The sequence below is a fragment of the Acidovorax temperans genome (genome assembly GCF_028596105.1).
Lineage (GTDB): Bacteria > Pseudomonadota > Gammaproteobacteria > Burkholderiales > Burkholderiaceae_C > Acidovorax > Acidovorax temperans.
The window spans coordinates 1,765,085-1,787,396 of record NZ_CP117193.1; the positions used below are offsets into that span (position 1 = coordinate 1,765,085).

Annotated in this window: 21 protein-coding genes and 1 other RNA gene; 13 read left to right on the plus strand and 9 right to left on the minus strand. The window is 60.7% G+C overall.

The features are described 5' to 3' along the window. Positions 1–123: 123 nt before the first annotated feature. The 5 genes from PQV96_RS08385 to gyrA all read right to left on the minus strand — a co-directional run bounded on the left by PQV96_RS08385 (position 124) and on the right by gyrA (position 8,058). Entirely contained in the window at positions 124–2,154 is a 2,031-nt protein-coding gene (locus tag PQV96_RS08385; protein WP_273624976.1) for a bifunctional 3-phosphoshikimate 1-carboxyvinyltransferase/cytidylate kinase, read from the minus strand. Then, positions 2,155–3,039, minus strand: a complete 885-nt coding sequence (locus PQV96_RS08390) for a prephenate dehydrogenase (protein ID WP_066697951.1) — start codon at positions 3,037–3,039, stop codon at positions 2,155–2,157. It lies immediately after the preceding gene. A gap of 13 nt (positions 3,040–3,052) precedes the next feature. Next, the gene (gene pheA / locus PQV96_RS08395) at positions 3,053–4,150 is read right to left on the minus strand and encodes a prephenate dehydratase (RefSeq protein ID WP_044398580.1); all 1,098 of its coding nucleotides are present in this window, start codon (positions 4,148–4,150) and stop codon (positions 3,053–3,055) included. A gap of 24 nt (positions 4,151–4,174) precedes the next feature. Beyond that, the gene (gene serC / locus PQV96_RS08400; RefSeq protein WP_207374015.1) at positions 4,175–5,284 is read right to left on the minus strand and encodes a 3-phosphoserine/phosphohydroxythreonine transaminase; all 1,110 of its coding nucleotides are present in this window, start codon (positions 5,282–5,284) and stop codon (positions 4,175–4,177) included. 107 nt (positions 5,285–5,391) lie between these two features. Continuing rightward, positions 5,392–8,058 carry a DNA gyrase subunit A gene (gene gyrA, locus PQV96_RS08405; RefSeq protein WP_198846287.1) on the minus strand — a complete coding sequence of 889 codons (2,667 nt, stop codon included), beginning with the start codon at positions 8,056–8,058 and terminating at the stop codon, positions 5,392–5,394. 223 nt (positions 8,059–8,281) lie between these two features. Here gyrA and ompA point away from each other — a divergent pair, with 223 nt between their 5' ends. From ompA to PQV96_RS08435, 6 genes are all read left to right on the plus strand, one after another. Further along, a complete protein-coding gene (gene ompA / locus PQV96_RS08410; protein ID WP_142080975.1) occupies positions 8,282–8,926 on the plus strand; it encodes an outer membrane protein OmpA in 645 nt (214 codons plus the stop codon). Positions 8,927–9,029: 103 nt separating this feature from the next. Beyond that, positions 9,030–9,740, plus strand: coding sequence for a bifunctional 2-polyprenyl-6-hydroxyphenol methylase/3-demethylubiquinol 3-O-methyltransferase UbiG (gene ubiG, locus PQV96_RS08415; RefSeq protein WP_207374013.1), 711 nt, complete (start codon positions 9,030–9,032; stop codon positions 9,738–9,740). Positions 9,741–9,750: 10 nt separating this feature from the next. Continuing rightward, on the plus strand, positions 9,751–10,416 hold the full coding sequence (gene gph, locus PQV96_RS08420) for a phosphoglycolate phosphatase (RefSeq protein WP_207374012.1): 666 nt from the start codon (positions 9,751–9,753) through the stop codon (positions 10,414–10,416). A gap of 12 nt (positions 10,417–10,428) precedes the next feature. Further along, positions 10,429–10,815: a transfer-messenger RNA gene (gene ssrA / locus PQV96_RS08425) on the plus strand. Positions 10,816–11,189: 374 nt separating this feature from the next. Continuing rightward, positions 11,190–11,786 carry a DUF6088 family protein gene (locus tag PQV96_RS08430; protein ID WP_273624977.1) on the plus strand — a complete coding sequence of 199 codons (597 nt, stop codon included), beginning with the start codon at positions 11,190–11,192 and terminating at the stop codon, positions 11,784–11,786. Next, entirely contained in the window at positions 11,779–12,807 is a 1,029-nt protein-coding gene (locus PQV96_RS08435; RefSeq protein WP_273624978.1) for a nucleotidyl transferase AbiEii/AbiGii toxin family protein, read from the plus strand. The genes PQV96_RS08430 and PQV96_RS08435 overlap by 8 nt, the downstream gene beginning before the upstream one ends. On the opposite strand, the gene PQV96_RS08440 is transcribed toward PQV96_RS08435, so the two are convergent. The 4 genes from PQV96_RS08440 to PQV96_RS08455 are packed head-to-tail and all read right to left on the minus strand — an operon-like array spanning position 12,782 to position 15,323. Next, complete coding sequence (locus PQV96_RS08440) at positions 12,782–13,249, minus strand: LacI family transcriptional regulator (RefSeq protein ID WP_273624979.1); 468 nt, start codon at positions 13,247–13,249, stop codon at positions 12,782–12,784. The two genes, PQV96_RS08435 and PQV96_RS08440, sit on opposite strands and share 26 nt — an antisense overlap. Beyond that, complete coding sequence (locus PQV96_RS08445; RefSeq protein WP_273624980.1) at positions 13,246–14,604, minus strand: recombinase family protein; 1,359 nt, start codon at positions 14,602–14,604, stop codon at positions 13,246–13,248. Before PQV96_RS08445 ends, PQV96_RS08440 begins: the two co-directional genes overlap by 4 nt. Continuing rightward, positions 14,601–15,107: a DUF2924 domain-containing protein gene (locus PQV96_RS08450; protein ID WP_113426803.1), complete on the minus strand. Its 507-nt coding sequence runs from the start codon at positions 15,105–15,107 to the stop codon at positions 14,601–14,603. The genes PQV96_RS08445 and PQV96_RS08450 overlap by 4 nt, the downstream gene beginning before the upstream one ends. Next, the gene (locus PQV96_RS08455) at positions 15,108–15,323 is read right to left on the minus strand and encodes a hypothetical protein (protein WP_273624981.1); all 216 of its coding nucleotides are present in this window, start codon (positions 15,321–15,323) and stop codon (positions 15,108–15,110) included. It lies immediately after the preceding gene. A gap of 306 nt (positions 15,324–15,629) precedes the next feature. On the opposite strand from PQV96_RS08455, the gene PQV96_RS08460 reads away from it, so the two are divergent. The 7 genes from PQV96_RS08460 (at position 15,630) to PQV96_RS08490 (ending at position 22,243) form a co-directional block, all read left to right on the plus strand. Beyond that, positions 15,630–17,831 (plus strand): hypothetical protein, encoded by a 2,202-nt coding sequence (locus tag PQV96_RS08460; RefSeq protein ID WP_273624982.1) that lies wholly within the window; start codon positions 15,630–15,632, stop codon positions 17,829–17,831. Between the two features lie 159 nt (positions 17,832–17,990). Further along, entirely contained in the window at positions 17,991–18,275 is a 285-nt protein-coding gene (locus tag PQV96_RS08465) for a helix-turn-helix transcriptional regulator (protein WP_303678170.1), read from the plus strand. Continuing rightward, the gene (locus PQV96_RS08470; RefSeq protein WP_273624983.1) at positions 18,272–18,742 is read left to right on the plus strand and encodes a hypothetical protein; all 471 of its coding nucleotides are present in this window, start codon (positions 18,272–18,274) and stop codon (positions 18,740–18,742) included. The genes PQV96_RS08465 and PQV96_RS08470 overlap by 4 nt, the downstream gene beginning before the upstream one ends. A gap of 5 nt (positions 18,743–18,747) precedes the next feature. Further along, positions 18,748–19,062, plus strand: a complete 315-nt coding sequence (locus PQV96_RS08475) for a hypothetical protein (RefSeq protein ID WP_273624984.1) — start codon at positions 18,748–18,750, stop codon at positions 19,060–19,062. After that, positions 19,059–19,946 (plus strand): ATP-binding protein, encoded by an 888-nt coding sequence (locus PQV96_RS08480; RefSeq protein ID WP_273624985.1) that lies wholly within the window; start codon positions 19,059–19,061, stop codon positions 19,944–19,946. Before PQV96_RS08475 ends, PQV96_RS08480 begins: the two co-directional genes overlap by 4 nt. A gap of 2 nt (positions 19,947–19,948) precedes the next feature. Further along, positions 19,949–20,554: a hypothetical protein gene (locus PQV96_RS08485; protein WP_273624986.1), complete on the plus strand. Its 606-nt coding sequence runs from the start codon at positions 19,949–19,951 to the stop codon at positions 20,552–20,554. Positions 20,555–20,566: 12 nt separating this feature from the next. Next, positions 20,567–22,243 (plus strand): DEAD/DEAH box helicase, encoded by a 1,677-nt coding sequence (locus PQV96_RS08490; RefSeq protein WP_273624987.1) that lies wholly within the window; start codon positions 20,567–20,569, stop codon positions 22,241–22,243. Positions 22,244–22,312 lie beyond the last annotated feature (69 nt).

Below are 22,312 nucleotides of genomic sequence, written 5' to 3' on the forward strand. Positions count from 1 at the left end.
TTATAGCTGCTTGCGGTGGTTTTTTGCGGTGTGACCGCGGGTTAAGTTAAAAAACCAAACCGCCTGTGCGCTGACGCGCGGTAGGGGCGGAATGGGCTTGGCAGGGCCTTGCGACCCGCCTTGTCAGCCTTGCGCAGGGGTTGCGAAAGGTTGACGCTCCAGCCACCAGTTCATCACCTGATTGACGGCTTGTTCAATCGTCAAAGTGGAGTTATCCAGGACCAAAGCATCTTGCGCTGGCTTGAGAGGAGCCACGCTGCGGGAACTGTCCCGTGCGTCGCGCGCTTCCAAATCGGCACGAAGGTCATCGATGTTAGCTTGAAAACCCTTTGAAATCAACTGTTTATACCGCCGCTCGGCCCGGCAGGCTGGACTGGCGGTCAAAAACACCTTCAAAGGGGCGTCTGGGAAGATCACGGTGCCCATGTCGCGCCCGTCTGCCACCAGACCGGGCAGGCGCTGGAAGCCGTGTTGCAGATCTACCAGCGCCGTGCGCACAGAGGGCAGGGCAGACACGCGTGATGCGTTCATGCCCGCCTCTTCGGTGCGGATAGCATCGGTCACGTCTTCATTGCCCAGATAAACACGGCCACCGTCAAAGCGCACTGGCAAGCTCTTGGCCAATTGGGCGATGGCTGTTTCATGGGCTGGATCAATCACCAAGCCCGCCTGGAGTGCTGCGTAGGCCGTGATGCGGTACATGGCCCCTGAATCGAGAAAGTGGTACCCGAGGCGCTTGGCAACTTCTGCCGCGACGGTGCCCTTGCCGGAAGCGGTAGGGCCGTCAATACAGATCACTGGAATGCGCTGAGCGGGCAGCACAGCGGTGCCGAGGAAGGCCTCGAAGTAATCCGGGAACGTCTTGGCCACGCATTTGGGGTCTTCAATGCGCACCGGCAACTGGGCTGGGTTGAAGGTCGCCAGTGAGAAGCACATTGCCACCCGGTGGTCGTCATAGGTGTGGATGCTTGCGGCTTTCCAGTGCTCAGTGCTGGCAGGTGGCGTGATCTGGATGTAATCGGCGCCTTCCTGCACGGTGGCCCCCAGCTTGCGCAGCTCATTGGCCATGGCCGCAATACGATCGGTTTCCTTGACGCGCCAGCTGGCAATGTTGCGCAAGGTGGTGGTGCCCGTGGCGTAGAGCGCCATCACGGCCAGGGTCATGGCTGCGTCAGGGATGTGGTTGCAGTCCAGATCAATGGCCTTGAGGGGCCATGCACCCCGCTGCACCTCCAGCCAGTTGGGGCCGCCGGTGACTTTGGCGCCCATGGCCTGGGCTGCTTCCACAAAGCGGATGTCGCCCTGGATCGAGTCCAGCCCCACGCCTTGAATCTTGATGGAGTTTGAGGCTTCAGCGCTTGATGCTATTGCGCCAAGTGCTATGAAATAGCTAGCAGAAGAGGCATCCGCCTCCACGTAGATGCTGCCGGGCGACTGGTACTGGCTGCCTGCAGGGATGGTGAACCGCTGCCAGTTGTCGTGGTGGACCTGAATGCCGAACCGCGCCAGCAACTGCAGGGTGATGGCGATGTAGGGCTTGGAGATCAGTTCTCCCACCACTTCAATGTGTACAGCGGTCTGGGTGGCGACCAAGGGCAGCGCCATGAGCAGCGCTGTGAGGAACTGGCTCGACACATCCCCACGCACCTGGATGGGATGGTTCAGTGCCAGTGCAGGAACTCCGTTGCTGTGCGCGATGCGCAGCGGAGGGTAGCCGGGATTGCCCAGGTAGTCGATGTGGCAGCCCAGTTGCCGCAGGGCATCCACCAGGTCGCCAATGGGGCGTTCGTGCATGCGCGGCACGCCCGAGAGTTCAAACTCGCCACCCAGCAGCGCCAGCGCAGCGGTCAGTGGGCGCATGGCCGTGCCTGCATTGCCCATGAACAGGCTGCAGGGCGACACGGGTTTGCGTCCACCCAGGCCGGTAATGCGCACCGTGCTACCTGATTCTTCGACTTCGCAACCAATCTGGCGCAAGCCGTCCAGCATGACGCGCGTGTCGTCTGATGCCAGCAAGTCGTACACCGTGGTGGTGCCCAGGCTCAAAGCGGAGAGCAGAAGAACCCGGTTGGAGATGCTTTTGGAGCCAGGCAGCAGCACTTCACCCGCAGCCGCATCCAGCGCGGGGAGATCAAGGAAAGCGGTAGTGAACATTTAAGGTTGCTTGGATGTGCGTTGTGCACCCATGCGCCAGTGGGCGCGGGTTTCGCTGGCCAGGGTGAGCATGTCTTCCAGTGCCTGGGCGTTGCCACTGGAGATGGCTTGTTCCAGCTGCGCCAGCGCTTGCTGAAAGAGCTTGGATTGCGCCAGCAGCTCATCACGGTTGGCCAGCATGATGTCGCGCCACATCTTCGGCTCGCCAGCCGCGATGCGGGTGAAGTCCCGGAAACCAGGGCCGGCCAATGACAGGTAATCGTCCCCCTCGGGCTGGCCGGTGAGGGTGTTCATCATCGCGAATGCCAGCAGGTGGGGCAGGTGGCTGACGGCAGCAAAGGCGCTGTCATGCGACTCAGGCGACATGCTGCTCACCCGGCAGCCAATGGCTTGCCACACTTCTTGCGCCTGCAGCAACTGCGCGGTGAGTGTGCGTTCCGTCGGGGTCAGAATCACCTGACGGCCGTAATACAGCTCAGCGTCTGCATGTTCCACCCCTGCCACTTCGCGGCCGGTGATGGGGTGTGCTGGCACGAAGGAACCCACCTGATCACGCAGCGCACGCCGTGCAGCCTGCACCACGTCGGCCTTGGTTGAGCCCACATCCATGATCAGCATCTGGGGGGTGACCAAGTGCTTGATGGCCTTGAGCGTGGCTTCGGTCGCAGCCACAGGCACAGCCACCAGCACGATGTCAGCGCCTGCCACGGCGAGCAGGGCGGAGGGCGCCTCTACATCGATGACGCCGAGCTGGCGAGCCCGGTCGGTGGTGGAGGGCGACTTGCTGTACCCCACGACGCGCTTCACCAGCCCGGCCTTTTTCAGTGCCAGCGCAAAGGAGCCGCCCATGAGGCCGCAGCCGATCAATCCCAGTTGTTCAAACATGGATCGACTCTCCTCACGCAGTGACCGGGTAGGTACCCAGCACTTTGTAGAAGGCGCACAGGCTGCGCAGTTCTTCCAGCGCCCGGCCTACATGGGGCTGTGCGGGATGCCCGTCCAGGTCGATGTAGAAATAGTATTCCCATTGACCGGTGCGCGCGGGGCGCGACTCAAACCGAGTCATGGATACCCCGTGGTTCTTCAGCGGCACCAGCAGGTCATGCACAGCTCCGGGCCGGTTGGGCACGGAAACAATCAGGCTGGTGCAATCTTTGCCGGAAGGTGGTGGGGTCTGCAGCGTGTGCGGCAGGCAAATGATGGCAAACCGTGTGCGGTTGTACGCATCGTCCTGGATGGCGTGCGACACGATGTGCAAGCCAAACTGACTGGCAGCCCGTTCGCTGGACAACGCGGCCCAGGCCGGATTGGTGGTGGCCAGGCGTGCGCCTTCTGCATTGCTGGAGACGGGGCGGCGCTCTGCATGCGGCAGGTGCTTGGAAAGCCATGCCTGGCATTGGGCCAAGGCCTGGGGGTGCGCCAACACCGCTTCGATGTTGTCCAGAGAGTTGGTAGTGCGCAGCAGGTTGTGGCGCACCAGCAAGCTCACCTCGCCCACCACATGGGTAGGGGTGTGCAGGAACAAATCCAGTGAACGAGTGACCACGCCTTCGGTGGAGTTTTCAACGCCCACCACGCCGTACTGGGCACTGCCTGCCGCGGTGGCGTGAAAGACTTCGTCGAAGTTGGCGCAATACATCAAGTCGGCCGCGCCGCCAAAGAACTCGATGGCTGCCTGCTCGCAGAAAGTGCCTTCCGGGCCCAGCACGGCGACACGCTGGGGCGATTCAAGCGCCAGGCAAGCCGACATGATTTCGCGCCAGATGGCGGCCACATGCGCGCCCTTGAGCGGGCCAGGGTTGGCTGTGGTGATCTTTTCAATGACCTGGGCAACGCGATCGGGCCGGAAGAATGGCGTGCCTTCGCGTTTCTTGACCTCGCCCACTTGCTCGGCCACCAGCGCCCGCTGGTTCAGCAGCGAGAGCAGTTGCTGGTCGATGGTGTCGATCTGCACGCGCAGGCTGGCGAGATCAGGGGATGCTTGCGGAGTATTCATGGGTGGGGCGTGGGTGGCAGTCGCTCAGGCGTGCTTTTGTTCAAATTCTCGCATGTAGGTCACCAGCGCCTGAACGCCCTCCAGGGGCATGGCGTTGTAGAGGCTGGCACGCATACCGCCCACGGACTTGTGGCCCTTGAGTTGCAGCAGACCGCGTTCGCGGGCACCGGTCAGGAATGCCTCGTTGCGGCTTTCATCGCGCAGGAAGAACGGGATGTTCATGCGCGAGCGGCAGTTCACTGCCACTTTGTTCAGGTAGAACTGAGAGTTGTCGATGGCGCTGTACAGCAACTCGGACTTGGCAATGTTGCGCTGCTCGATGGCGGCGATGCCCGTCAAACCACCTTCGCGCTGGCGCTTGAGCCACTGGAAGGTGAGGCCGGCCATGTAGATGCCCCAGGTGGGAGGCGTGTTGTACATCGACTGGTTGTCCGCGACGATCTTGTAATCGAACGCGCTGGGGCAGATCGGCAGGGCGTGCCCGAGCAGGTCTTCGCGCACCACCACCAGCGTCAAGCCGGCAGGGCCGAGGTTCTTTTGGGCGCCGCCGAACGCGACACCCACGCGCGACCAGTCCACGCCGCGCGAGGCCACGTGGGAGGAGAAGTCGATGACCAACGGTGCATCGCTGCCCAGGCTCTGGAGGTCCGGCAGTTCATGAAACTCCACACCGTGGATGGTTTCATTGCTGCACAGGTGCACATAGCTGGCGCCCTTGCTCAGTTGCCACGTCGATGGCGCGGGCAGGGTGGTGAACCCTGACTCTTGCCCCGAGGCCGCAATGCGCGATTCCGATGCGTACTTGAGCGCCTCTTTTTGAGATTTTTGGCTCCAGCTGCCCGTCACCACAAAATCCACCGTCGCTGCGCGCGAAAGATTCAGCGGAACAATGGCGTTTTCCGCCAAGCCACCGCCTTGCATGAACAGCATCTTGAAATTGGCCGGCACCGCCAGCAGTTCGCGCAGATCGGCTTCGGCCTGCTCGTAAATCGAGATGAATTCCTTGCCCCGGTGGCTCATCTCCATCACGCCCATACCACTGCCGTGCCAGTCGAGCATTTCAGCAGCGGCTTGTTCTAGGACTTCGGCAGGAATGGCAGCCGGGCCGGCGGAGAAGTTGTAGGGGCGGTTCATCGGTTAATGATAAAAAGAGCTTCCAGCGCTTGCTGGGTAAGCGGTAGAAGCTCTGATTTTGATAGCAAATGCAGCCAAGGCTAAAAGCCGTGGCTGCGGCTTGGCGGTCAAGCCTCAGGCGTTGTATCGCCTTCGCTGGCGTTACCGCCTTCAGATTCATCAGCAGCCTCTGTGGCGGAATCCGGCGCGTTGGCATCGTTTTCCACAATGCGCTGCAGGCCGCTGAGCTTGGAACCCTCGTCCAGGGCAATCAGCGTCACTCCCTGCGTGGCGCGGCCCAGTTCACGGATCTCGCTCACACGGGTGCGCACCAGCACGCCCTTGTCGGTGATCAGCATGATCTCGTCGTCGGCATGCACTAGCGTGGCCGCCACGACCTTGCCGTTGCGCTCGCTTTGCTGGATGGCGATCATGCCCTTGGTGCCACGGCCGTGGCGGGTGTATTCGACGATGCTGGTGCGTTTGCCGTAGCCGTTTTCGGTGGCTGTGAGCACGCTTTGTGTCTCGTCCTCGGCCACCAGCATGGCGATCACGCTCTGGCCTTCTTCCAGCATCATGCCGCGCACGCCACGCGCCGCACGGCCCAGGGGGCGCACATCGTTTTCGTCAAATCGCACGGCCTTGCCGCCATCGCTGAACAGCATCACGTCGTGCTTGCCATCGGTGAGGGCTGCGCCAATCAGGTAGTCACCGTCGTCCAGGTTCACGGCGATGATGCCGCCCTTGCGGGGGTTGTTGAACTCGTCGAGCGCCGTCTTCTTCACCGTGCCCATGCTGGTTGCCATGAACACGAAGCGGTCGGCTGGGAAGCTGCGCATGTCGCCCGTGAGTGGCAGCACCACGTTGATCTTCTCGCCGTCTTGCAGCGGGAACATGTTGACGATGGGGCGTCCACGCGATCCGCGCGAGCCGGCTGGCACTTCCCACACCTTGAGCCAGTACAGGCGGCCCCGGTTGGAGAAGCACAGGATGTAGTCATGCGTGTTGGCGATGAAGAGCTGGTCAATCCAGTCGTCTTCCTTCGTGGCTGTAGCCTGTTTGCCGCGGCCACCACGCTTTTGGGCGCGGTATTCGGACAGCGGCTGGCTCTTGATGTAGCCCGTGTGGCTGAGCGTCACCACCATGTCGGTCGGGGTAATCAGGTCTTCGGTGGAGAGGTCCTGCGCACTGTATTCAACGATGGAGCGGCGTGCGCCCAGCTTGTGCTGGCCGAACTCTTGCTTGATCGATGTAAGCTCTTCCCCAATGATGGTCGAGACACGCTCGGGCTTGGCCAGGATGTCCAGCAGGTCTTCGATGACCGCCATGACTTCCTTGTACTCGGCCACAATCTTGTCTTGCTCAAGACCGGTGAGGCGCTGCAGACGCATCTGAAGGATTTCCTGGGCCTGCGTTTCCGACAGGCGGTACAGGCCGTCCTGGCCCATGCCGAATTCTTTTTCCAGGCCTTCGGGGCGGTAGTCGTCGGCGTTGATCACACCGCCATCGGCGCGCGTGCGCGTCAGCATCTCGCGCACGAGCTTGCTGTCCCACGAGCGGGTCATCAGCTCTGCCTTGGCCACTGGCGGGGTGGGGGCGTTGCGGATGATGGCAATGAAATCGTCAATGTTGGCCAATGCCACGGCCAAGCCTTCCAGCACATGGCCGCGGTCGCGCGCCTTGCGCAGCTCGAACACTGTGCGGCGTGTCACCACTTCGCGGCGGTGCTGCAGGAAGACGCTGATCAGGTCCTTCAGGTTGCACAGGCGGGGCTGGCCGTCAATCAGCGCCACCATGTTCATGCCGAAGGTGTCCTGCAGCTGCGTCTGCTTGTACAGGTTGTTGAGCACCACCTCGGGCACTTCGCCGCGCTTGAGTTCGATCACCAGGCGCATGCCGGATTTGTCCGACTCGTCCTGGATGTGGCTGATGCCTTCGATTTTCTTCTCGTGCACCAGTTCGGCCATGCGCTCTTGCAGCGTCTTCTTGTTGACCTGGTAGGGCAGCTCGTCCACGATGATCGCCTGGCGCTGACCTCGGTCGATGTCCTCGAAGTGGCACTTGGCGCGCATCACCACCTTGCCGCGGCCGGTGCGGTAGCCGTCCTTCACGCCATTGATGCCGTAGATGATCCCGGCCGTGGGGAAGTCAGGCGCGGGAATGATCTCCATCAGCTCATCGATGGAAGCATCTGGGTTGCGCAGCATGTGCAGGCAGGCATCCACCACTTCGTTCAGGTTGTGCGGTGGAATATTGGTGGCCATGCCCACCGCAATGCCTGCGGAGCCATTGACCAGCAGGTTGGGCAGCTTGCTGGGCAATACCAGCGGCTCTTTTTCGCTGCCGTCGTAGTTGGGGCCGAAATCAACCGTTTCCTTGTCGATGTCGCCCAGCATCTCGTGAGCAATTTTTGCCAGGCGGATTTCGGTGTACCGCATGGCTGCGGCGTTGTCACCGTCCACCGAGCCGAAGTTGCCTTGTCCGTCCACCAGCATGTGACGCAACGAGAAGTCTTGCGCCATCCGCACGATGGTGTCGTACACCGCCGAGTCCCCGTGGGGGTGGTACTTACCAATCACGTCGCCAACGATACGGGCCGACTTTTTATAGGGTCGATTCCAATCGTTGTTGAGCTCGTGCATTGCGTAAAGCACGCGCCGGTGCACCGGCTTCAAGCCGTCTCGTGCGTCAGGCAAGGCCCGGCCTACGATCACGCTCATCGCGTAATCGAGGTAACTGCGCCGCATTTCTTCTTCAAGACTGATCGGCAGGGTTTCTTTGGCAAACTGGGTCATTTGGACGGCGGAGGCAGCAAAGGAGAGCCATTTTAGGCTTAGATGCTTGTAGCGCCCGAGCAACATATGCGGGCTATTGCGGTTTTGTCCTACGGTGCCTTATGAAGTAGAGCCGCTTTTCGCCTGTTACGTATGGCACAATCGTTTCAACGTTTTTGGTGGTGGTCACCCTAAGCGTCCTGATTCGCAGCGCGGCTGCGGCTTTTTCCCCAAGAGGAGAACCATGAAGAAACTGAACAAAGTGGCGATGTTGTTTGCCTCTGCAGCGCTCGCAACCGCCGCTGGCGCACAAACTGTAGACAACTGGAAGAACGGTTCCGGCGATCTGGTCTGGAAGAACGGCACCAACGAACTGTGCTGGCGCGATGCCAACTGGACGCCTGCTACGGCAGCTCCTGGCTGCGACGGCGCTATCGCTGCCAAGGCAGCAGCTCCTGCCGCCGCACCCGCGGCAGCTCCTGCAGCTCCCGCCGCAGCAGCTCCTGCCGTAGCAGCTCCCGCTGTTGCCGCTCAAAAGGTTACCTACGCTGCTGACGCATTCTTCGACTTCGACAAGTCGGTCCTGAAGGCAGAAGGCAAGGCCAAGTTGGACGATCTGGTCTCCAAGGTCAAGGGTATCAACCTGGAAGTGATCATCGCTGTGGGTCACACTGACTCCGTGGGTTCCGATGCTTACAACCAAAAGCTGTCTGTGCGTCGTTCCGAAGCTGTGAAGGCTTACTTGGTGTCCAAGGGCATCGAAAAGAACCGCGTGTACACCGAAGGCAAGGGCGAAAAGCAACCTGTGGCTGACAACAAGACTGCCGAAGGCCGCGCCAAGAACCGTCGCGTGGAAATCGAAGTGGTCGGCACCCGTGCTACCAAGTAATCTCTGATTACTCCAAAAAAAGCCCCGGTGACGGGGCTTTTTTTATGTCCAGATGATTTGTACATCCTCGATAGGGCATAGGTCCTTGGGGGAAAATGGCGATATGACTGAAGCACTCAACGCAGACCCTGCAGAATTGGCCAAGTTCTCAGACTTGGCCCACCATTGGTGGGACCCAGAGAGCGAATTCAAGCCTCTGCACCAAATCAATCCTCTTCGCTTGGACTGGATTCACGCCCTTGCTGACCTGAACCAGAAACGAGTTCTGGACGTTGGCTGTGGGGGCGGGATATTGGCAGACTCCATGGCGCGCAAAGGAGCAAATGTCACCGGGATTGACCTGGCATCCAAGTCACTTAGGGTTGCGCAGTTACATGCCTTGGAAACAGGCACTCCGAATATTCAATACCGGGAAATCAGTGTCGAGGCGCTCGCGCAAGAGCAGCCCGCCAGCTTTGATGTGGTGACTTGCATGGAAATGCTGGAGCATGTTCCAGATCCCGGCTCTGTGGTGCGGGCTTGCGCTGAATTGGTGAAACCCGACGGATGGGTGTTTTTCTCGACTTTGCACCGCAGTGCCAAGGCTTTCATGCTTGCTATCGTAGGGGCGGAATATGTTCTCAACATGCTGCCCCGTGGCACCCACGAATATGCCAAGATGATTCGACCCAGTGAGTTGGCCGCTAGCTGCCGCGAGGCAGGGTTGGACCTGGTTGGCACAAAAGGGATGGAATACAACCCGATAACCCAGCGGTATGCCCTGACGACAGACACCAGCGTCAACTACATGCTGGCAGCACGCAAGTTTTCCTGAAATCCACGCTATGTTCAAAAACGTTGCTGCTGTCCTGTTTGACTTGGATGGAACCTTGGTGGACAGCGCGCCCGATCTTGGGGCTGCGGCTGACAAGATGCGAACGGATCGAGGCTTGACGTCTTATTCCTTGGATCACTACCGGCCCATGGCTGGCGCTGGGGCGCGGGGCATGTTGTACAAGGCGTTTGATATGACGCCCGAGCACCCCGACTTTCCCGCCATGCGTGAAGAGTTCTTCGTCAATTATGAGAACCGGTTGACCGAGTTGACCTCGGTATTCGACGGTGTGGAGCATTTGTTGCAATCTCTTCAGGCCCGAGGTTTGCCTTGGGGCATCGTTACCAACAAATCTGCCCGCTTTACTGATCCGCTGGTGCGGGCCACTGCGCTGTTTGCATCCGCTGGTGTGGTGATCAGTGGTGACACGACACCCCACGCCAAACCGCATCCGGCTCCGCTACTGGAAGCGGCTAGGCGCCTGGGAGTGGAGCCTAGCCGCTGTGTCTACGTCGGTGATGATGAGAGAGACATCGTGGCAGGGCATGCTGCGGGCATGTCTACTGTGAGCGCAACATACGGCTACTTGGGTGCGCATTCCGATGTTTCCAGCTGGAATGCGCATGCTTCAATTAATTCTCCAGTCGAGCTCTTGCAATGGATCGCTGTGGCCTAAAATAGGACGCATGGGGCTGTCCTGGTTTCGACGTGGGTTCGGAATCGGTGTGGTGCATGTCGAGCTTGAGTCACGCTCGTAAATCTCGATTTAAAAAACTAACTGCAAACGACGAACGTTTCGCACTCGCTGCTTAATTGCCAGTGAGCCTTGCAACAGTTGGCCGATGGGCTGGGCAAGGGGGTTCTGAGCAATCAGTGCCTCCCGGCTGCAAGGATAATTACATGGGCTGGCCTTGATCCGGGTACCTTGGGTCGAGGTAAGAAAATAGGGTGCTGGCTGTGGGTGTAGCGTGCGACTGCGCGATATTCATGGCGAGATTTAAAACAGACCGCTAAACATGTAGATCTGCTCGATGAAGGCTGACGGACGCGGGTTCAATTCCCGCCAGCTCCACCAAAATTCAAACCCCAACCACTCTCGGTTGGGGTTTTTTCTTATGTGCTCCCGCCAGACCCCGCGAACATGCGCGGAACGCTGAGTAGGTTTGCGGACTTCGACCGTCCGGCTGCCAGCCTCCCTCTGGCCACATGGCGCTCTCTCCGGGCCATTCCTCTCTCCTTTCTGACCGGCTCAAAACTGCCCGAAGTCCGCAGGCGACACGCCAGCAACCTATGTAAATCAACAGCTTGCGCGTTGATTGATCAAACGGTTGTTTTTTGGCATCGGTAAGCAATCTGTGATTTCGTCCTTGGCCAGCACCGCCATGCACTCACCTGTTGTTTGCAGTTTGTCAGAAGTAGATATACACTTCTGACAAACGGAGCCTGACCATGAGCCATCTTGCTGAAACCATCTTGTCTACTGCACAAGCCTTGCCCGAAGGCGGCTTGCTGTCGGCTAAAGAGTTCCTGCATCTAGCCTCCAGAGCTGCGGTGGATCAGACCCTCACCCGTTTGACACGCGAAGGCAAGCTGATGCGCGTTGGGCGAGGTGCCTACGCCGCACCGGTGATCAGCCGCTTTGGTGCGCGCCCCCCCTCGACCGAAGCCGTGGTCAAGGCCATCGAGTCGGCCAGCGGCGAGGTGATCGTTGCCAACGGAGCCACCGAAGCCAACGCACTGGGTTTGACCACCCAGGTGCCCACCCGTGAGGTATTCCTGACCTCGGGGCGCTCGCGCAAATTGCAGCTCGGCAACCGAACCGTCGAGCTCAAGCATGGCAATCGATGGCAGCTGGTTCTGGGTGCGCGTCCGGCCGGCATGGCGATCCGTGCCCTTTCCTGGCTGGGACCTGAGCAAGCATCCTCGGCACTGAAGATGCTGCACACCAAGCTAGCACCGGCGGAATGGGCGGCGATGCGCTCCGCCCGAGCCGTCCTGCCCAGTTGGATGGCGCGCGCGGTGAGCGAGGTCAGCGAACATGCCTGAATCCTGGTTTGAACTCAGTTCCGCTGACCAGTCCGAAGCCCTTGAGGTGGCCGCAGGTCGGAGTGGCAGGCCAGCACACCTGCTGGAAAAAGACATCTGGGTCGTCTGGGCCTTGTCCGCAATCTACGACTCGCCGCTGGGCGATAGCCTGACCTTCAAGGGCGGCACGTCACTGTCCAAGGTGTACAAGGTCATCGACCGCTTCTCTGAAGACATCGATCTGACTTACGACATCCGCGAACTGGTGCCGGATCTGTTGCGCGACGGCAATCCCATACCGGCGTCAGCAAGCCAGGAGAAAAAGATTACCAGTGCGGTGCGCAGCCGCTTGCCACAATGGATCGAGCAAACTGTCCAACCCGTCATCGAGCAGGCGTTGGTGGCCAGCGGGCTGCAAGCAAAGCTGAGCCTGGCTGGTAAAGACAGTGACAAGCTCATCATCACTTATCCGGCGACCAAGAAGGGAACAGGTTACGCCGCAGCCACGATCCAGTTGGAGTTTGGTGCGCGAGCCACCGGCGAACCCCACCAGCGACATCACGTGGCCTGCGACATCGCCCCGCTCATTGAAGGGGTGTCATTTCCGACAGCGCAGCCCTTGGTAATGGCTGCAGAGCGTACCTTTTGGGAGAAGGCGACGGCGGCTCACGTGTACTGCCTGCAAGGGCGGCTGCGAGGAGATCGCTATTCACGCCACTGGTATGACCTCGCCGCTTTGGCCAAAACAACGCACTTCGCTTCAGCGGCCAGCGATCACGAGCTGGCGCGGCAGGTGGCCGAACACAAGTCCATGTTCTTCGCTGAGAAAGATGTCGACGGCGGCAAGGTCGATTATTTCCAGGCGACCTCGGGGGATCTCCGGTTAATCCCGCAGGGGCCGTCACTGGGCGCGCTGGCGAAGGACTACGCAGCCATGCTGGAAGATGGACTGCTGGCTTTTGAACAGCCCACCTTTGAAACAGTCATGGCGAGCTGCGCGGCGATTCAAGACGAAATTAATCGCCTGGCTCGGCGAGACTGACAACGCGGCACACAGACTGAATTTGCGCCCGCTGCTCATCCCACAGCAGCGGCGTGCCTGACGCGAGGTCAAACAGCGTCACCTCTGACGGTAGCGTTTCATCCAGGATGGCGGCCACGATGTCCGGCGCCAGCGTCGTGAGGTTAACCATCCGGCTCACGTAAGCCCGATCCATACCCTCGCGCTCGGCAACCTCTGTCAGGCTTTCTGCCTCCCCGGATTCCAGCATCGCCAACCAGCGGTGACCACGCGCCAGCGCCATTTGAATGGGTGTCGGTTTGTCGTTGATGGGCCTGGGCCTCAAGGTATTGCCGTCGGGAAGTCTCACCACCTTGCGACCACCACGCCGCTTGATCTGGATCGGCACGGACAGGGTCAGCCGACCATCGCTGGTGCTGACCACATCCTGCTGGCCAGTCTTTTCGATGCGCACCTCATTCATGTTGTCCCCTCCGCTGCTTCCTTGGCTGGCTCGGGCCGCAACTCGAGCACCAGCCGCTCGATGCCGTTCGGTCGCAGCCGGACTTCGAGATCGGTGGGCGAGACGATCACTTTCTCGATCAACAATTTGAAGATCCGGGTTTGCTCAGCGGGGAACAGTTGATCCCAGATCGCATCGATGCGCGTCATGGCAACTGTCACCTTGGCCTCGTCCAGTGACGGGTCCAGCTTCGCTGCGCGCGGCAGGATGTCGGCCAGCAAGTCCGGCGAGCGCAAGATTGATCGGACCTGATCAAACACAGCGGCTTCCAGCTCGGCAGCCGGCAGGCGTGGCAACCCCGAGGCGCCGGCATGTTCCTTGGCGTCTCGTTGAGGGATGTAATAGCGATACCGCCGGCCGTTGCTTTTTTTGACCGTGTGCCACGGTGACAAGGCCCGCCCATCATTGCCGAAGACCATGCCCTTGAGCAGGAACGGCACCATCGAGCGGGTGTTGTTGCCACGCACGCGGCTGTTGGTCGACAGGATCGCATGCGCTTTGTCCCACCACTCCAGCTCCACAATAGGAAGGTGCTCCGCCGGATACCACTGCTCCTTGTGGCGCAGCTCGCCTAAGTAGGTCCGGTTGTGAAGCAGCGCGTACACTAGGGTCTTGTCGATCAGCTTGCCCTCGCGCACCCGACCGTCCTGCGTGGTCCATGATTTCGAGGTGACCCCGTCCAAGCGTAGCTCCTTGACCAGCAAGGTACTCGATCCCAATTCCACAAATCGCCGGAAAATGTGCTGGACTACCTTGGCTTCTGCCTTGTTGGGCACCAGACGCCGGTTTTCGACGTCATAGCCCAGCGGGGGAATGCCGCCCATCCACATGCCCTTTCGCTTGCTGGCTGCGATCTTGTCGCGGATGCGCTCGCCGGTGACCTCGCGCTCGAACTGGGCAAAGGACAGCAGGATGTTCAGCATCAAGCGGCCCATCGACGTGGTCGTGTTGACCTGCTGGGTCACAGACACAAAAGACACGCCATGTCGCTCGAACACATCGACCATCTTGGAAAAGTCGGTGAGGCTGCGCGTCAGCCGGTCGATTTTGTAGATCACCACCACGTCAATCAGCCCAGCCTCGATGTCGGCCATGAGCCGCTTCAGGGCAGGCCGTTCCATGTTCCCGCCGGAAAACGCCGGGTCGTCATAGTCATCGGCCACCGGAATCCAACCCTCGGCCCGCTGGCTGGCAATATAGGCATGGCCGGCGTCACGCTGCGCGTCGATGGAGTTGTATTCCTGATCCAGCCCTTCGTCAGTGGATTTGCGCGTATAGACGGCGCAGCGCATCCGGCGCTTGAGAACTTCGCTCATCGATGACCTCCCTTGCGGGCTGACTTCTTGGGCCGGACGTTGGTCTTCAGGCCAAAGAACACCGGCCCCGACCACCGGGTGCCGGTGATCTCACGCGCCAGTTGCGACAGGCTGGTGTAGGGTTGGCCACCGTGCAGAAAAGTCCCGTCGGCCTGGACTACCACTTCGTGGTCAACGCCCTGGTAATGGCGGCAGAGCACCGTGCCTGGGGTCAGCGCGTAATCGGCCGACCGGGTCTGTGATTTCTGCTTGCCGATCTCCAGCAGGTTGTCGATACGACGCTGATTGCGCTCAAGCAGATTGCGGTCGGTCTTACGGCATTCGATGATCTGCAGTTTGTAGGCAATTCGGCGCTCGAGAAACTGCCGGTTGTGCGTCGGGGTGTCCCCTCCGAATAGGCGCCGCCAGAGCGATTTGATCTCCGGCATGCCCAGCTTGGGCAGGTTGGAAATTTGCGCCACGACCGTGTCGGGCGTAGGGGCAATAGTGATTCGAGGTTTCATTCAGGGCTCCATCGTTGGGTTGTTGTCGATGTCTGAATGAACGCTCTGTTCGACCGGAAAGCCAAGTACAAACGGCGTCTCTTGTGGCGTATTTGCGGACTTGGCGAAATCGGCCCGGCGCAAGCGGCAAAGCCCGGCGGCCAAGAGGCCAGCGAGCTCGGCACAGCGCTGCGCCGCCGTCATTCGTTCGGGTGGGAGGGTGTTGATCTGCTGCATTGGTAGGGCCTCGCATCATTTCCAACGGTTTATCTATGTCGGATTATGAAAACTGGCCCTGCGGCTGACATCCCGAAATTGCGCACGTATGGGTAAGCCTGCGCAACAAACTGACTGAGCAGCGAAATTGTCGGCGTACGCGAAATGAGTTGTAACCGCTTGAAAATTGCGCAAATGTCCTCATCTATCGGTCAAGTTTTGCATTTTTCCTAACCGCCGCTCAGCGAAGCCCAGGAGAGATTGGCAGCACGGTCGGCCGGCTCCCGAATCCGCTTCCCTGACAAAAACAACCGCAAAGGGGAGCCGATGGCCAAAACGTTCAAGAACATTCCTTCACTGCACCGCTTGCTGGAGTCGGCGCCGCTGGAATCGGTCAGGGATTTGTTGCTCAAGATCGATGAGCAAGGCTACGCCGCCTGTTTCGATGACGTTGACTGGCCTGAGGCGGATTCGGCTGATGACATCATCGAAGCCTGCCGGTTGGCAGTTCTGGAGGTGGCGGCCTCCCTGCAACCCGATGCGGGTGTTCCCCTCGAGCAGCACGCGTCACGCATCCTTAACCTGGCGGAAGGCCGGGGTGTGGAGGCCGCTGCCAAGGTGGCTGACCGGATTTTTGATTCGGCGAATTCTGCGGCGTTTGAACAGCAGCGGGATGACTACGGCCGGGCCATCTACCTCTACTTGCATGAGGGCGAACTGTTCGATGACGCCGAGAATCTGTTCTATGCCGACCACTATCGCAACCTCGGCCGGATGTATGAAGCCTTTGAGGTCGACGCCAACGGTGGCCTGGATTTCCAGTGGGACGATACGGTCAAGGCGTCGTTGGAGGCGAAGTTGCAACAGGCGCTGGAGTTGCCAGACAACTGCAAGATTGACCACATCCGAGTGACCGGCAAGCGTGAGGACGGCACAGAGGTGGCATCCCATCTGCTGATCATTCGCCATGCCGGCCCGTTGTCCAGCGTGGCGGCCATGAAAGATGGTCGTAAGAAGCCGATGTACTACCGGCCAGCGATCGAGGCCACGCTGCTGTTTTCTCCTGAAGATGCCGTGGTCGAAGTCTTTGCGGCCAGTCCCGGGGTGCGACCGGTCGTGGCCTCGGCCTTTGCCGAGGTGGGCTTGAAACACAACCTGTCCGATCGGCCACTGACGCTGCGCCAATACAACCTGAGCCGGTTTTTGACCTCGTTGCGGCTAGATGCGCCAACCGTTGCCAGTTTCGACATCGAATCGGTAACCGTGGTTGAGGCCGAGGTTCGGCCGCAGAATTTCAAGCATCGTGCTGCGTTGCGGGTGGCCATCGGGGACGATATCGAGAACGTGGCCGCCGACTTGTTCGGTCCGAACAACATTTTCAAGCGCGCAGCGCTGGTCAGCCGCATTGTGATTGCCGTGCGCTACTCGGCCGACGGCGAAGCCAAGACCAAAACACTGAACATCACTCTGAGCGATCCCAATCGTTGCAATCTGCGCAGCAACCGTGATCCAAAGCAGCGCGATTTCGGCTTCAAGCTGCTGGAGCACTGGGGGCTGATGCAACAGGTGCGGCCGCTGGATGCGGCAGAGGAATGCGCGGCGTTTCCTGCCTTATTGCGCCTCTACGATGAACATGCAGAAACGGTTTCGCGCCGCCATCTGGATACCCGGGGTATCTTGCTCGACCCTTTGCTCGAGGGCGGATTTCTTGTTCGCCGGGGGCGTCACAGCAGCATCGAAGTCGAGCTGGAAAACGGCGAGACGCAGTTGGTGACCGTCCAGTCTTCACCGACCATCGGGCACGTCCGCTACGAATGCCCGGTTTCGCGCCAGTGGGTCGAAATCCCTGCCCAGTCGCTGGATTACTTCGAGATCAAACGGGAGTGGATCGAGGAGCGCATCATCAAGGGCCTCAAATCCTCACTCAAGCCCGTCGGGCAGATGCTGCAGGAGCAAGGCTTGATATTCCTCGGCATGCTCAATCTTGATGGTGAATCCATCCCTGCCTACCTGGCACGGCAGCTGTCTGACCAGCGTGTCATCCGCGACTACGATATCCAGTTGCGTGCGCACCAGAATGCCGGCGTCGGGGTGGTGCTGGCCTGCTGCGAAACGGCGCCGGCCTTCCTGGGGTGCCATGTCGTGTTGCCGTTGGCCACGCTGCTGGTGGCCAACGCTGTTGAGCCCACCGTTGATCTCACCCGTCTCAAAAGCGTCTATGGTCAGGGCAAGGTACTGGCCCGGGGTGGCCAGACGGTGGATTTCATTGTCGAGCACAACCGTTCAGGGTCACTGTTCATCCCCGGCAAGCCTGTTCTGACCGTGGTGGGCGAAAAGCAGATCAAGTTGGTTCAGCGACTTGTGGATGCCTACCGTGCTGGGAATCCGGCGGTGCTGACCAAGGACCTGATGGATGGCCTGGGTTCCGCTAGCCCAAGCCAGGCTTTCCGCAACTGGAAAGAGCATATCGAAGACATTTATATCGGCAAGGCCGGGGGCAAGCGCGGCGCCTGGAAGCTGCTCGTCTAATTCGGTTTTCCATCACCCACACGGGCTGCCTTGTGCAGCCCGTTTGCATTTCTGGGCCGGCATCACCGTCTCATGAGCGTCTAAGTTTTACCGGATGAGCGTCTGAAGTCATATCCGGAGGATGCGCAGTGTTCCTCAACAACCCCATGGAGCGCTGCAATGCCAAATCCAACGGTCACCCACCCGAGATCGGGTGAAACCCCGCCGGTCATTCCCTCCGGCACTGAATCCACTACCAAAACCCGTCTCTGCCAGCAGGCACTTGCCGAACGCTGGGGGCTCTCGCCAAAAACCCTTGAGCGCTGGCGTGTGCTGGGTATCGGCCCGGTCTACATCCGCTTGCCAGGCAAGGTCGTCTATCGCATCGAGGACGTCGAGGCGTTCGAGCGCAGTTCCCTGCGCCAGAGCACCGACCAAGCCTATCGCGAAGGAGGTGCGGCATGAACCGTATCTCTCCCGATCAGGCATTGGCCACCCCAGCCGGTGAACTGGCTGCGCTTGCCAGCGAGTCGCTGTTCCAGCTCAAAAACGACGCGGCTGATCTCCTGGCCATGGCCAAGGCCATCGACCAGCACGTCGATCGCGCACTGGATCTCAAGTACGCCGACCGCGCCCATCAGCTGCGCTTGGCAGCCGGCAAAGACACCGGCGTCGTCCACTTCGACGACGGCCATGTCCGCATCACCGCTGATCTACCCAAAAAGGTCGACTGGGACCAGAAGCGGCTCGCCGAGATCACCCAGCGCATCGCCGCCAACGGTGACGACCCGTCCGAGTACGTGGAGATCAGCTACCGGGTCTCGGAAACCAAGTTCAACGCGTGGCCCGAATCGCTCAAAAGCGCTTTCGCCCCGGCACGCACCCTCAAGACCGGCAAGCCGGGCTTTCGTCTCGCTCTGCTTCAGGAGTAATCGCCATGAAAACCAAACCTACGCTGCTCGAACTGCTGCGCAAACAACCGGAGATGTACCTCCGGGATCTGCCCGAAACCATTCGCATCCCAGCGCTGGACGGCAACCGCCCCGGCGAAGTGGTGCGTCGCCTAGAAGACGCCACCATCGATGACGTGGCATTCGCGATCCAGGGCCTGGAGTCGGAATCCCGCCTGATTCATCGCCGTCTGGGCGGTCTGCGCGACTTGTACGAAATGGCCCGCAAGCGTGGCGCACTCGGCGTGACCACCGTCGCGGACGCGTTCGCCAACATCAGCACCGAGGAGGCCGGCAAATGAGCCTCCCCATCATTACTGCAGACCAGCGCCTGGCCGAGCGCCGTGGCGTGAAAGGCGTGCTCGTCGGCAAGAGCGGCATCGGCAAAACCTCGCAACTCTGGACACTGAAACCCACAGCCACGCTGTTCTTTGATCTTGAGGCTGGAGATCTGGCGGTCGAGGGTTGGGCCGGCGACACGATCCGCCCGCGCACCTGGCAGGAGTGTCGTGACTTTGCGGTGTACATCGGCGGGCCAAACCCGGCGCTGCGCGACGACCAGCCGTTCAGCCAAGCCCACTTTGATGCCGTATGCGCGCGCTTCGGTGATCCGACGGTCCTGGACAAGTACGACACCGTGTTCGTCGACTCCATCACCGTGGCCGGTCGCCTGTGCCTGCAATGGTGCAAGGGCCAGCCCCAGGCCTACTCCGAGAAGACGGGCAAACCCGACAGTCGGGGTGCATACGGGCTGATGGGCCAGGAAATGATTGGCTGGCTGACTCATCTGCAGCACACGCGCGGCAAGAACGTGTGGTTCGTCGGCATCCTCGACGAGCGGCTGGACGACTTCAATCGCCGCGTGTTCTCCCTGCAGATCGACGGCTCCAAAACGGGACTTGAACTGCCCGGCATCGTCGATGAGGTCGTCACCTTGGCCGAGCTGAAGGCCGATGACGGCGCCAGTTACCGCGCCTTCGTCTGCCACACGCTGAACGCATGGGGCTATCCCGCTAAGGACCGCTCCGGGCGGCTCGATCCGATCGAGGAGCCACACCTCGGCCGCCTCATGGAAAAGATCGCCGGCCCGGCCAAGCCCGCCACCGAACGGCTCGCTTTTGCGCGCCCAGCGTCCGCTGCCTCGTCCGTCCCCAACACCGAATCCACTTCGACTCAGGAGTCCTGATCATGACCTACTTCGATTTCAATTCCGCTTCAGAACAAACCTCTTTCGACCTGATCCCCAAAGGCACGCTGGTGCGTGTCCGCATGACCATCAAGCCGGGTGGCTTCGATGATCCGTCGCAGGGATGGACCGGCGGCTACGCCACCCGCAACGACAACACCGGCTCGGTGTACCTGAACTGCGAGTTCGTCGTAATGGAGGGCGAGTTCGCCCGTCGCAAGATGTGGTCGCTGATCGGCCTGCACAGCCCGAAAGGCCCTGAGTGGGCCAACATGGGTCGCACCTTCGTCAAGGCGATCCTCAACTCAGCGCGCGGCGTTCATCCTGGCGACAACAGTCCTGCCGCGCAGAACGCGCGCCGCATCAGCGGGTTTGCCGATCTCGATGGCATCGAGTTTCTCGGCAAGGTCGACTGGGACAAAGACCAGAACGGCCAGGACAAGAGCGTGATCAAGGCCGCGATCACGCCCGACCACAAGGACTACGCCGCCCTCATGGGTGGCGCGCAGGGAGCGGCGAAGGCGCCTGCACCCGCAAACGGGTCGAACGCGTATGCCCAGGCCACGGGCCGTGCAGCCGTGCCGGGTCGCCCGAGCTGGGCACAGTAAGGGGGCGCCGCCATGATGCTTCGCCCCCGACAAGCCCTGCTGGTCGAGCGCTCCTTGGCGGCGCTCGCCCAACACGGCAACACCCTATCTGTTGGCCCCACCGGGTCGGGCAAGACCATCATGCTGTCGGCGGTGGCCGGCAGCTTGTTGGCCGAGCCAGATGCCAAGGCCTGCATCCTCGCTCATCGCGATGAACTGACCGGCCAGAACCTGACCAAGTTTGCACGGGTGAATCCGGGCGTGAGCACCTCCGTGTTCGACGCCAAGGACAAATCCTGGTCCGGCCGCGCCACGTTCGCGATGGTGCAAACGCTGTCGCGCGACAATCATCTCGCTGCCATCCCGATCCTCGATCTGCTGGTGATCGATGAAGCGCATCACGCAGCCTCGGCCTCGTACCGCCGCGTGATCGACCGGGTGCTGGACAAGAACCCGCGCGCCCAGATCTTTGGGGTGACGGCGACGCCTGCCCGCAGTGACGGCAAGGGACTGCGGGAGGTCTTCAGCAACGTCGCGGATCAAATCACCCTCGGCGAATTGATCGCCTCCGGCCACCTCGTGCCACCACGCACCTTTGTCATCGATGTCGGCGCCCAGGAGCAGTTGACGCGGGTGCGGCGCACGGCCACTGACTTCGACATGACGCAAGTCGAGGCGATTCTCAACAAGACGCCGATCACCGATGCCGTGATCCGTCATTGGCGCGAGAAGGCTGGCGAGCGCAAGACGATCGTGTTCTGCTCGACCGTCGCCCATGCCGAATGCGTGCGCCAGGCCTTTCAGGATGCCGGGGTATCTGCCGTGATCGTGCATGGCGAGCTCTCGGACGCAGAGCGAAAGGCACGCTTGGCCGAGTACGAATCCGGCAGCGCGCAGGTCGTGGTCAATGTGGCTGTGCTGACTGAAGGGTACGACTTTACGCCTACCTCCTGCGTGGTGCTGCTGCGACCCAGCTCGCACAAGTCCACGCTGACCCAAATGATCGGGCGTGGCCTGCGAACGATAGACCCAGCGGAGCATCCGGGCGTCATCAAGACCGATTGCGTGGTCCTGGACTTCGGCACCGCGACCTTGATGCACGGATCTCTGGAACAGGACGTCAATCTCGACGGACACCAGCAGCACGGCGAAGCGCCCACCAAGGACTGCCCGTCCTGTGAAGCCACCGTCCCGCTGGGCTGCCGCGAATGCCCGCTGTGCGGATTCGTTTGGGAAAACGAGACCACCGAGGAAGGTGATGCGCTGGCCGATTTCGTGATGACCGAGATCGATCTGCTCAAGCGCTCCAACTTCCGCTGGTGCGACCTGTTTGGCTGCGACGACGCACTGATGGCGACTGGCTTTAACGCCTGGGGTGGCGTCTTCTTCCTAAACGGCCGCTGGCACGCCGTGGGCGGAGGCAAGGATCTGCCGCCGCGCTTGTTGGCTGTCGGCGACCGCACGGTTTGCATGGCCAAAGCCGATGACTGGCTAAACGACCGCGAGTCGGCTGACTCCGCGCACAAGACCCGTCGTTGGCTGAACGAGCCGCCGACCGCGAAGCAACTCCAGTATCTGCCGCAGGCGCTGCGCGCCGACTTTGGCATGACGCGCTATCAGGCCTCGGCGCTGCTGTCCTTCCAGTTCAACAAGTCGTCGATTCAGCGCCTCGTGGTGGCTGCCAACGATGCCCACCGGGAGGCCGCGTGACATGTGCAGTCTGCTCACGAAAGGCCAAGGGCTTCGGCTACTTCAATCCACGCCTGCCGCGCAGCGATC